We start from the raw sequence: 11,292 nt of genomic DNA, 5'->3' as shown, positions 1-11,292 counted from the left end.
GGCTGGAACTGGCCAGTGGTACGGATTTCGCGCAGCGTCTGTTTTTCGGCCAGCCCCGCTCCGACGTCGAGCACGGCCTGTGGTACTTCGACGACCTGCCCCACCGGACTGTTGTTGTCGACCGGTTGCGCACACCGCCCAACACCGGGCACATCACCGGAGAAACCTGCAAGGGCGGTGATGCGATCAATGCCCTGATGGACCAGATGCCCGAAGACACGGTGATGTGCCTGACGATGGTCGTCACGCCGCAGGATATTCTTGAGGCGCACCTGAATCACCTGGCGAAAAAGGCGGTTGGTGAAACCCTGGCCTCGGAACAGGCATTGAAGGACGTCCAGCAGGCGCGCGGGCTGATTGGCAGTGCACACAAGCTGTATCGCGCCTCGCTGGCGTTCTACCTTCGGGGTCGGGACATGGCAGACCTCGATACCCGCGGTCTGCAACTGGGCAACGTCCTGCTCAACGCAGGCCTGCAACCGGTGCGCGAAGAAGATGAAGTCGCGCCGCTCAACAGCTATCTGCGTTGGTTACCCTGTGTCTATGACCCGGGCAAAGACAAGCGTCAGTGGTACACCCAACTCATGTTCGCGCAGCATGTAGCCAACCTGGCACCGACTTGGGGGCGCAGTGCCGGCACCGGCCGCCCCGGGATCACCTTCTTCAACCGTGGCGGCGGCACCATCACCTTTGATCCGTTGAACCGACTCGACCGCCAGATGAATGCACACCTGTTCCTGTTCGGCCCCACCGGTTCAGGCAAGTCGGCCACGCTCAACAACATCCTCAACCAGATCACCGCCATCTACCGGCCACGGCTGTTCATCGTGGAAGCCGGTAACAGCTTTGGCCTCTACGGTGAGTTCGCCGCGCGTCTGGGGCTGACGGTGCATCGCGTCAGGCTTTCGCCCGGTGCAGGCGTGAGCCTTGCGCCCTTCGCCGACGCCTGGCGCCTGGTCGACACGCCCAGCCAGGTCCAGACACTCGATGCCGACGCGCTCGATGAAGAATCCGCCGAGGGCGATGCCAGTGCTGACGAGCAACGTGATGTGCTGGGTGAACTGGAGATCACCGCACGATTGATGATCACCGGCGGGGAGGACAGAGAGGAAGCCAGGATGACCCGTGCCGATCGCAGCCTGATCCGTCAGTGCATCCTCGAGGCCGCCCATCGCTGCGTGATAGAAAAACGCACGGTACTGACCCGTGATGTACGCAATGCGCTGCGCGAACGCGGTTGCGATTCGACGTTACCCGAGACACGTCGTACTCGTCTGCTGGAAATGGCCGATGCGATGGACATGTTCTGCCAGGGCGTCGATGGCGAGATGTTCGACAGGCCGGGTACGCCTTGGCCGGAGGCCGATATCACGGTTGTCGACCTGGCCACGTTCGCCCGCGAGGGCTACAACGCGCAGCTGTCGATTGCCTACATTTCGCTGATCAACACCGTCAACAACATCGCCGAGCGCGACCAGTTCCTCGGCCGCCCGATCATCAATGTCACCGATGAAGGCCACATCATCACCAAGAACCCGCTGCTCGCGCCCTATGTGGTCAAGATCACCAAGATGTGGCGCAAACTGGGCGCCTGGTACTGGCTGGCAACGCAGAACCTGGACGACCTGCCGAAAGCCGCCGAGCCCATGCTCAACATGATCGAGTGGTGGATTTGCCTGAGCATGCCGCCCGACGAGGTGGAGAAGATTGCCCGGTTTCGTGAACTGAACGCCTCGCAGAAGGCCCTGATGCTGTCCGCACGCAAGGAAGCCGGAAAATTCACGGAGGGGGTGATTTTGTCAAAATCAATGGAGTTGCTGTTCCGTGCGGTACCGCCCAGCCTGTACCTGGCGCTGGCAATGACGGAACCCGAAGAGAAAGCCGAACGTTTTCAGTTGATGCAGCAGCACGGCATCAGTGAACTGGAAGCCGCGCTACGCGTTGCCGACCAGATCGACCGAGCGCGGGGCATCGAGCCGCTGCGCTACGACCTGTTTGATTGACGTCGAGGATTCCGCCATGCCTTCGCCCACTTTCCTCCTCTACCGTCGGTGGCCGTGCGGGGTCTGGCTGCTGGGGTGGGTGATTGCTGGCCTGCTCGTGCTCTGGCTTTGGTCGTGGGCCGACGAGTCGCATGAGTCAACCCACACGTCGGACACCACCGCTGCCCAGCACCCGGCCGGCCCACCTTGGCGCTATGGACGCATGAATGCGCGCTTCACCATTGTCGAATACGCCGACCTCGAATGCCCCTACTGCAAGGCCTATGACCCCATACTGCGGCATTGGATCGACCAGCACCCGGAGGTGAATCTGCAATGGCACCACCTGCCGCTAGCCATGCACGAGCCGGCAGCGACTCGACAGGCGCGTCTGGCCGAATGCATCGGCGAGTCCCACGGCCATGATGCGTTCTGGCAAGCCATCACCTGGATCTACCAGCACACCCGCAGCGACGGCCAGGGCCTGCCGCCCGACACCGAGTACCACGGCCAGGACCCAACCGTGCAAGCCTGCCTCGCCAGTGAGCGGCCCGACACCATCATCCAGGGGCAGGCCAACGAAGCACGCCATGGCGGCGTGAGCGCCACCCCGACCCTGCGTCTGATCGACCACCACAGCGGCCAGTCACTGACCCTGGCCGGCCCGGCCGAAGGCGACGCGTTGCTGTCGGCATTGGACCTATTGGTGTCCAACGGTACGGCGCCATACGCAGCACAACTTCATCACCAAATGCCTGCCGACGTCGTCGGCGACATGCCCAGATAGCCCGCGGTCTTCAAGGCTATGGCGCGGTTTCGACCGCGTTGACTGCACGCCAGTTCGCCACGCATCCCCCGAGCGAACGGTCATCTGCGCAAGCGATGGCGGATGCCTATCGTCACTGTCTCCGGAGGGTCCGCCCTCCAGGGGCGGCTGCCTCCAATTCCTAAAGGAGGTTCCCATGTCCACATCCCTCGCCATGATCAGTGGTAATGCGTCACTCAATCCCGTCGGCACACCGGACGACGACCAAATCATCGAACAGGCGTTGGTCATCCTTGAGCAGCGAGTGTTCACTCGTGGCCCCTCGCTGCAAAGCCCGGAGGATGTGCGCAATTTCCTGCAGCTGAAAATCGCAGCACAGCCGCATGAAGTCTTTGGCGCCGTGTTCCTCGATTCGAAGCATCAGGTGCTGGCCTACGAGCCTTTGTTCCAAGGCACTATCGACAGCGCCAGCGTCTATCCACGGGTGGTGCTCAAGCGCTGCCTGGACCATAACGCCGCCGCTCTGGTGCTCTGCCACAATCACCCTTCCGGCTGTACTGAACCCAGTACGGCGGACGAAACGTTGACCCAGCGATTGAAGGAGATATTGGGACAGGTCGATATCCGTCTGCTGGATCACTTCATCATCGGGAAAGGCGATCCTTATTCGTTCGCCGAACACGGATTGATCTGATCCTCCTCGCGCCAGCTTGCTGACGCTCCAACACCCCATCGGAAGCGATGCTTTCGATGGGGTATCTGCGGTCCACGAAATACCGCGATTCATCGGTGCATGGAAACCGGGCACCTCCCTTTTCCGATTGTTTGTTGTCGCGTTAAGCGCGATGCGTTGCACTACCGAGGTCATGAACCACCGGATGCTGCGCCATGTTGTGTTCTCTTTCCCCCGGCCCGATCAGTTGCCTGGCCTTGGCCATTGCGCTGTGTGCCTCTGCGGCTAGTGCAATGGATATCTGGGTCATCACCGACCGCCAACATCCCGTGCAAGGTACACCTGACCGACTGATCGAGCTGGATGCACCCGCGCGTATTGAAGCCGAACTGTCGACCGATCTTCCAAGTGATGTCCAGCAAGCGTCACTCTTGGTACAGCAGCGCCTCAAGCACGGCGGCCCCGCGCTGGAGCAGCGTCTGGCCAGGACCTACCAGGACGTGACCGATGCCTGGAGCTTGGGCATTACCTCTCTCCCCGCCATCGTCATGGATCAACGCTACGTAGTTTATGGCGAGCCGGGCGTCGCCACGGCGATCGCACGCATCGAGGCCTACCGGAGGACTCAACCATGAAGTGTGCCCGGCTTCGGCGTACCGGCATCGCCACCATTCTGTTAATGACCGCCTCGTCATCGTTCGCGCTCAACACCGCGACCATCGTGTCTTCCACTTTGTCCCCATCGTGCCTGGAATACCGGGTGGTAGGGATCTGCTATTGGCTGTTCTGCACGCCGTTCGGCTGCTCGGTGCGGACGTCCACCAAGGTGCGCCACTACATTCCGGATGCCGTGGTTTCGAGTTACTCCAATACCGGTGAGAACCCGTGGCTCGAAGTGCGGGCCATGAGCGCACCCAACGTGACGGCCCAGGCCGGTGGCGACGGCACGACGAACCATGACAATGAAAGCAACATGGCGAAGTTCAAGAACGCCGACGTGATCGGCCATCCCGGCGGTCATGTGTTCGGCCAATTTGCCAGCACCTCAGGTTACGCCTGCAAAGGTGCCGGCACCGCGTTCATGCCGTACCTGCTGAGCACGCTCGACACCGTGGCCTGGCGCTACAACGTGCCCGAAGCCGTGTACCCAGAGGCCCTGATTCCGGGCATGCGCGAGATCGGCGCGCGCAGCACGTTCAACCTGTGGGGCGCCGTCTATCCGCGCGGCGGATTTCTGCATCAGACCGACGATTATAAGACCGGTGCCGTGGTCGCCCAACGCGCCGGCGACATCGTCACCCGGCGGGGGCAATTGCATGTCTATCAGCCATTGCTCGCGAACTCGCAGCCCGGTTACTGGCCGGCCGGAGCGCTGGAGGAAAGCAATGCCTCGACCGGCAAGTGGCAGGAGCTGACGCCGCGTCTTTCCAACAGCTGCGCGGTGTTCCCCCACAGCGAACCGCTGACCCAGGCCCAGCAAGGTGATTATGCCTGGGCGCTTTGGCGCCCATACAGCTGTTGCGAACGCCGCGGGCAGACGTTCCTCGGCAGTACAGACTTCAACTGAGGGGAAAACAATGAAGCGTCCTGTCACCCTCTTCCACCCATTGCCGTTGCGGTGGCAGGTGGCCCTGCTGGCCAGCGCGCTGGTGCTGGTCAGCAACCTGGTATCGGCCCAAACCGACGGTTTCCAGAACAGCGGCAGCGTGATTGGCGACGACCTCATGTATTCGATCGGTGGCGGCAGCGCGGTGTCTATGAGCCGCGCGGCCGGCATGCATTCGCTCGGTGTGGGCGCGGGCTGGAACAGCAACCTGATGTGCGGCGACATGAACATCAGCACCACGATCCAGAATCAGCTCAACGGCCTCACCAATGGCTTTCAGAACATCATGAGCAGCGTGATCCAGAACGCGACGAGCGCGGTCGCGTCGTTGCCGGCGCTGATCATTCAGCGGGCAGACCCCGGCCTCTACAACCTGTTGACCAACGGTATTCTTCAGGCCAGGCTCGATTTCGATCGTTCCAAACTGACCTGCCGCGCGATGGCCGAGAAGATGGCCGACACGGCAGGCGGACAGATGAGCTGGAGCCAGCTCGCCGAGGGGATGGCGTTGCGCCAGGCGGTGGCGAGCACTGACGCGGTGTCAGCCATCGAACAGGCTGAGACCAGCCGGGGCAAGGATGGCGTGCCGTGGGTGGGCGGCGGCAATGCTGGCGGTGCCGGCCAGCCGTCGATCAAAGTGATCGGCGATGTAACGCGTGCCGGCTACAACCTGGTCAATGGCCGCAGTGCAACCGACCCAACATCCATCGACCCGACGAGCTGTAATAGCCTGGCCTGCCAGACCTGGTCGTCGCCGCAAGCGGCCACCGACTGGGCCACACGCGTGCTCGGCGAACAGGAGCAGCGCACCTGCGCGATCTGCACCAAGACCCAGACCGTGCCAGGCGTCGGGTTGACGCCGCTGATTCAGGAAGAGTACGAGGCCAAGCTGGAAACGCTGCAGGAATTGATCAGCGGCGCCCGCCATACCACCGCTGAGAACTTGCGTGCAGCCGGCAGTACATCCTTGCCGGTTACCCGCGGCGTGATCGAAGCGCTGCGCGATGAACCCGACCAAGATGTCCTCGCCCACCGCCTAGCGTCCGAGGTAGCGCTGGCGTCGGTACTGGAAAAGGCTCTGCTGCTGCAGCGCACACTATTGACCGGCAAGAAAGAACCCAATGTCGCGGCTAACCAATTGGCCGTCGAAGCGGTCAATCATGAAAGCGACACGCTCGACCGCGAAATCCTCAACCTCAAAACCGAATTGGAGATCAGGCGCGAGCTGGCAAACAACTCGCCGATGACGATCATTCAGCGCCATGGCACGCGCGCGTCAGGCTCGCGTGGTATCTACGAGGGCGACCCGGTGCCGGATCGCCTCGACCAGTTACAGCGCTCCCATCCAGGAGACCCGCCATGAACGCAGCATGGCTACGGCCGCGCTGGCGCGTCCCCAGGGCATTGCTATGGATGCTGCTGCTCGTTGCGCTGGCAGTGGCGGCCAACATCGCTGGCCTCTATCGGGTCGGCAGCATTGCCGGCTGGGAACTCTGGCTGGCGAACGCGGCTGGCTACTTCCTGCTGTGGCGGCTCTGCCTCTACGGGGCGACTGTCTATGGCTGGGTGTGGATGCGCCGTCGGTTGCTGGCACGCGAATCGGATGCCTCGACACAGCGCCGGCTGCTACGTACCGAAATCGCCGGAGTCACTGCGATCGTCGCACTGGAGGCCAGCCTGCTGATGCAGGCGGTCTAGCGGGAGACCTGGAACATGACGCTTTTCACCACTGACTATCTGGAGTATTACCTGACCCTCGTGGGCTGGATCGTCCACAACGGCATCTGGGCGGTGCTGGTTTCCAGCGGCGTGTTCGCCATTCCCTTTATAGCCATTATTATCCAGGAATGGCTCAAAGCACGTACTGAAGGGGCCGACGAAGGCAACAAGGGCGTACTGTCCTCGATGCGCATCGAGAACCGCATCTGGGTGGCCATCGTCGTGCTGATGTTCGCCGGCATCTCGTTTATCGATATCGACCTAGGCACGATCAAGTACGACCAGGCGCGATCGGCACAGTGCCAGGTTAATGTTCCGCAACCTACGGATACCGGCTGGTCGCAGTCATTCACTACCCTCAACAACCAGAGCGCCAAGGTGCCGGTGTGGTGGGCCTTCATGCATGCGCTCTCCCGCGCGGTGACAGGGGCCTCGGTGGCAGCGATCCCGTGCGGAACAGATCTGCGGCAAATGAGGATAGAGATCAACGCCACGCGCATTGACGACCCGCTCCTCGCACAGGACGTGGCGGACTTCACCCACGACTGCTATGGACCCGCCAGGGCGAAATTGTTCATGAACCGCCCTCCACTCGACGACGCGCAGATGCATGACGTGACCTGGATCGGCTCGACCTACTTCGTCAACACTGGCGGCTACTATGACACCTACCACTCACGCACGCCGCGCGATGCCTGGTCCTATGACACTGACCGCGACGCGGGCCTTGCGCAGGTGCCCGGCGGGGGCGGCTACCCGACCTGCCAGCAATGGTGGAGCGAGAGTGGCAATGGTCTGCGGGCACGTCTGCTGGGTCAGGTCGATCCCAGCTTGCTTACACGCCTGGCCGGCTGGGCAGGCTTTCTGAGCCGCAGCGAGGTTGATGACTCGGTCATCCGCGCAATCGCCTCCCCGCGCCAACAGAAGCTCAACCAGGGAACGGTTTACACCGATTATGGTGGCCAGATCGACAAGACCTTGCCGAACATCGTTACCCGCGCCGCGGGCGACGTGGGACTTGCGGTGGGAGCCATTCCTGCATTTCCGGCGATGGACGTGGTGCGCCAAGCCCTGCCGATGGTGCTGTCGCTGCTGAAAATGGCCTTGGTAATTTGCATCCCGCTGGTGCTGTTAATGGGCACCTACGACCTGAAGACCGTGGTCACCATCAGCGTGGTCCAGTTCGCGCTGTTCTTCGTCGACTTCTGGTTCCAGCTCGCTCGCTGGATCGACAGCACCATCCTCGACGCGCTCTATGGCTCGGGCTGGGGTTGGAACCGGCCCGTCACAAATTTCGATCCGGTGATGGGATTGAACAATGCCTTTGGCGACCTTCTGCTCAACTTCGTCATGGGGACGATGTTTCTGGCATTACCCACGTTTTGGGTTGCTGCACTGGGTTGGGTCGGAGTGCAGGCAGGGGTGATCGCTCAGAATCTTGCGACTGGAAGCAAGGATGCCAAGGATAGTGCCGCCTCGGGTATCAACAGGATGATACGTTGAGCCAACATCTTTCCTCCGTAGTAGATCTATTCGTCGTAAGGACGATTGAGGTCATGAGGGTCGATGCGCTGACCACTAGATGAGTACAACCCAAATCCAGCCTCGCCATGGCGCAACTCTTCTTGTGCTACGGGAATATCCTCATCCCCGCTGCTGATGCCACGAGCCGCCATCAAAGCAAGAAGCAACGCCAGCCAGAAAGCGGTATAGAGCAGCACAGCCAGTACCGCGAGCTTGACGCCCCAGATCAATACAACCGCCGCTGGCGTAGGCACGCCTTGCGCAACCAAGCATCCCGATACCCGCCGTTCTCTGCGCACATAAGCACGCCATCCGCGGCCGAGCCAGCAGCCAAAGCGTTCTGCATTGCTGATGCGAGTTCCTGTGCTCATAGTCATCACCTGTTAAGCGCGTTGAACAATTACTCCTGTTTACTCCAATTCTGCCGGCTGGCAGTTACCAATGCGTTCCAGTCGTCTGGCGGATTTCCACGACCCAGCATCTTCTCAAACACCGCATACGGATCGGATTTGCTCCCCGAGGAACGCAGCGTTTGCTCATCGTTGACCCAAGCGTAGACAATCACTTTGGCCCTCGAGTCATAACGGAAGAACAGCCGAAATCGTCTCCCAATCTTGGCCCTGCGCCAGTGGCGGTATTCCGGCCCCAGTGTGTTCCCTTGACGGTACTCATCGCGCGCCGGCTCACCGGGAACGATTTCAAGCATCAGTTGGCTCAGGGCTCGGAACAGCTTGATGTTGGCATTGGATGCAAATCCTATCGGGTCATTCTGCTCCGCGCGCTGCGCGGTGACATACAGTTTCTGCATCTGCTCGATCACACAATCGTGGAAGAGTAGCGTCCATCCATGCCGCTGCATCAGAGCGTCACTTCGCCGTCAATCTCGTTGGTCAGACTCACGTCATGCCCAACCTGCATCAGCATGGCGTGAGCCAGTTCGTCTGGCAACCCGCGAACATGCCGGCCAGCCTCGATATCGCGGGCCAGCAAAATCAGAAACGCGCCGATGGCCGGATCTTCGTGCTCGGCATTCGCGCGGGTGACGACAATCTGCCCATCCTCGCCTAGGTCGAACGCTACCTTGCCGCCAGTATCGACGCCCAACGCCTGACGGATCGGCTTGGGCAGCGTGATCTGGCCCTTCGATGTGAGCGTGGCTAGTTCATGAATGGCTGGCATGGTGTGGCGCGCTCCTTGGATGACAGTTTTTCCAATAGTAAGGAATATTCCTTTCCTCGTCAAGGCAGATTGGCGAGGTCTTCAGACGCCGGCAGGCGGATCGCGCTTACCACAAAAAAGGGCTGACCCCGTGCCGGATAGGTTGTAGAGCGACTCCCCGAACCGAGCTACAAGTAAAGGCTTCGATAAAGGTCAAAGGGCTGGGAAGGGTCAATAGAATGGGCGCAAGGGGAAAGGCTCTACCCGGAAAAGGAAAAGGCTCTCCCGTCCACCGCAACTTCAGGTGACATCATGTTCGCGCTGTTCCAACGAAAACGCTCGGCGTCGGCACCGATGGCGCCCACGGAAGCGGCTGTAAAAGGTAAGGGGCTGACGCGGCCGGAGTCGGCTGCATCGCTGCTGTCCACCCCACGCCGGCAGAAGCTGCTGGAACACATCTGGCAACGTACTTCGCTCTCACGCAAGCAGTTCAGGTCCCTGTATCTCGCACCACTGGAACGCTACGCCGAGTTGGTCCAGCAATTCCCCGCGTCGGAAAGCCATCACCACGCCTATCCAGGCGGCATGCTCGACCACGGGCTGGAAATCGTCGCCTACGCGCTCAAGCTGAGGCAATCGCACCTTCTTCCCGCAGGCACAACACCCGAGGACCAAGTAGCACAAGCCGAAGCCTGGACAGCCGCCATTGCCTACGCAGCGCTCCTGCACGATATTGGCAAGATCGCCGTCGATCTTCATGTGGAATATGCCAACGGCAGCACCTGGCACCCCTGGCACGGACCGTTGTTGCATCCGTACCGTTTCCGCTATCGCCAGGAGCGTGAGTACCGACTGCACAGTGCCGCAACCGGGCTACTCTACAACCGCCTGCTTGATGGTCACATCCTGGACTGGCTCAGCGCCTATCCCGCGCTGTGGTCGTCGTTACTGTATGTGCTGGCAGGCCAATATGAACATGCCGGGGTGCTCGGTGAGCTCGTAACCCAGGCCGACCGAGCCTCCGTCGCTCAGGAGTTAGGTGGCGATCCGGCCAGGGCGATAGCTGCGCCGAAACATGCACTGCAACGCAAACTGCTTGAAGGCCTGCGGTTCCTGCTCAAGGAAGAGCTGAGGTTGAATCAGCCACAGGCCTCGGACGGCTGGCTGACCCAAGACGCTTTGTGGCTCGTCAGCAAGACTGTTTCGGACAAGCTGCGCGCGCACCTGCTGTCACAAGGTATAGAGGGGATCCCGTCGAGCAATACCGCTGTCTTCAACGTGCTGCAGGATCACGGCATGTTGCAGCCCACCGCCGATGACAGGGCCATCTGGAAAGCCGTTGTCACGAGCGTGGGAGGATGGTCACATACGTTCACCTTGCTGCGTCTGGCCCCCGCCTTGATTTGGAAAAGCGCAGAGCGCCCGCTGCCGTTCAGCGGCACGGTTGAGATAGTAGAGGAAAAAGCAGCACCGAAAGGCGCCCCCCCGACAGTGACTGATGTAAACACCCCGTCCAGTGTCAAGACAACGACGACGAAGGAACCTCATCCACCCACTCCTGTAACCCCTTCGGGCGGGTTGGATGATCTATTAGTTTTGTTCGACACCACTGATAAGGCTTTCTCTCTGCCTACTCCACGGAACAATGAGCTTTCCGAACAAGCGACAGCTCAACAAGAACCTGAAGCACCTGTTATGCCGCAAACATTCCCCGCACAGGATCAAGACTCATGGCCGCCACCGTCGGCTGGGCATTTTGTAGACTGGCTACGCCAGCGCATCGATGAACGCCGCCTAATCATCAACGACGCAAAGGCCTTGGTGCATACAGTTGCGGATACCGTATACTTGGTGAGTCCAGGGG

Annotated in this window: 12 protein-coding genes; 9 read left to right on the top strand and 3 right to left on the bottom strand. The window is 60.8% G+C overall.

The features are described from left to right. From GIW04_RS21245 to GIW04_RS21210, 8 genes are all read left to right on the top strand, one after another. Positions 1-2,003 (top strand): conjugative transfer ATPase (locus GIW04_RS21245; protein ID WP_236479175.1); only part of this gene is annotated, 2,003 nt, incomplete at its 5' end. 16 nt (positions 2,004-2,019) lie between these two features. Beyond that, positions 2,020-2,769 (top strand): DsbA family protein, encoded by a 750-nt coding sequence (locus GIW04_RS21240; protein WP_057005372.1) that lies wholly within the window; start codon positions 2,020-2,022, stop codon positions 2,767-2,769. A 193-nt stretch (positions 2,770-2,962) separates the two neighbouring features. After that, positions 2,963-3,442 (top strand): RadC family protein, encoded by a 480-nt coding sequence (radC, locus tag GIW04_RS21235; RefSeq protein WP_231990967.1) that lies wholly within the window; start codon positions 2,963-2,965, stop codon positions 3,440-3,442. A 194-nt stretch (positions 3,443-3,636) separates the two neighbouring features. Further along, positions 3,637-4,056, top strand: coding sequence for a TIGR03757 family integrating conjugative element protein (locus GIW04_RS21230; protein ID WP_057005374.1), 420 nt, complete (start codon positions 3,637-3,639; stop codon positions 4,054-4,056). Then, positions 4,053-4,988, top strand: a complete 936-nt coding sequence (locus tag GIW04_RS21225) for a TIGR03756 family integrating conjugative element protein (protein ID WP_057005375.1) — start codon at positions 4,053-4,055, stop codon at positions 4,986-4,988. Before GIW04_RS21230 ends, GIW04_RS21225 begins: the two co-directional genes overlap by 4 nt. A gap of 10 nt (positions 4,989-4,998) precedes the next feature. After that, positions 4,999-6,390, top strand: coding sequence for an integrating conjugative element protein (locus GIW04_RS21220; protein WP_057005376.1), 1,392 nt, complete (start codon positions 4,999-5,001; stop codon positions 6,388-6,390). Next, positions 6,387-6,725: a hypothetical protein gene (locus GIW04_RS21215; RefSeq protein WP_057005377.1), complete on the top strand. Its 339-nt coding sequence runs from the start codon at positions 6,387-6,389 to the stop codon at positions 6,723-6,725. The genes GIW04_RS21220 and GIW04_RS21215 overlap by 4 nt, the downstream gene beginning before the upstream one ends. 15 nt (positions 6,726-6,740) lie before the next feature. Then, positions 6,741-8,249 carry a conjugal transfer protein TraG N-terminal domain-containing protein gene (locus GIW04_RS21210; RefSeq protein ID WP_057005378.1) on the top strand — a complete coding sequence of 503 codons (1,509 nt, stop codon included), beginning with the start codon at positions 6,741-6,743 and terminating at the stop codon, positions 8,247-8,249. 26 nt (positions 8,250-8,275) lie between these two features. On the opposite strand, the gene GIW04_RS21205 is transcribed toward GIW04_RS21210, so the two are convergent. Genes GIW04_RS21205 through GIW04_RS21195 form a run of 3 tightly spaced genes read right to left on the bottom strand, consistent with a single transcriptional unit; the run spans position 8,276 to position 9,449 of the window. Continuing rightward, entirely contained in the window at positions 8,276-8,641 is a 366-nt protein-coding gene (locus GIW04_RS21205) for a DUF3742 family protein (protein ID WP_057005385.1), read from the bottom strand. Positions 8,642-8,670: 29 nt separating this feature from the next. Further along, positions 8,671-9,129 (bottom strand): type II toxin-antitoxin system YhaV family toxin, encoded by a 459-nt coding sequence (locus GIW04_RS21200; RefSeq protein WP_057005379.1) that lies wholly within the window; start codon positions 9,127-9,129, stop codon positions 8,671-8,673. Beyond that, on the bottom strand, positions 9,129-9,449 hold the full coding sequence (locus GIW04_RS21195) for a type II toxin-antitoxin system PrlF family antitoxin (protein WP_057005380.1): 321 nt from the start codon (positions 9,447-9,449) through the stop codon (positions 9,129-9,131). The genes GIW04_RS21200 and GIW04_RS21195 overlap by 1 nt, the downstream gene beginning before the upstream one ends. A 291-nt stretch (positions 9,450-9,740) precedes the next feature. On the opposite strand from GIW04_RS21195, the gene mobH reads away from it, so the two are divergent. Beyond that, positions 9,741-11,292 (top strand): MobH family relaxase (gene mobH / locus GIW04_RS21190; protein WP_236479174.1); only part of this gene is annotated, 1,552 nt, incomplete at its 3' end.

The sequence above is a fragment of the Pseudomonas sp. PA-4-8C genome, assembly GCF_021606625.1.
Classification (GTDB): domain Bacteria; phylum Pseudomonadota; class Gammaproteobacteria; order Pseudomonadales; family Pseudomonadaceae; genus Aquipseudomonas; species Aquipseudomonas lactis.
The sequence above is the reverse complement of the archived record's forward strand: the minus strand, read 5'-3'. Positions and strand labels throughout refer to the sequence as shown.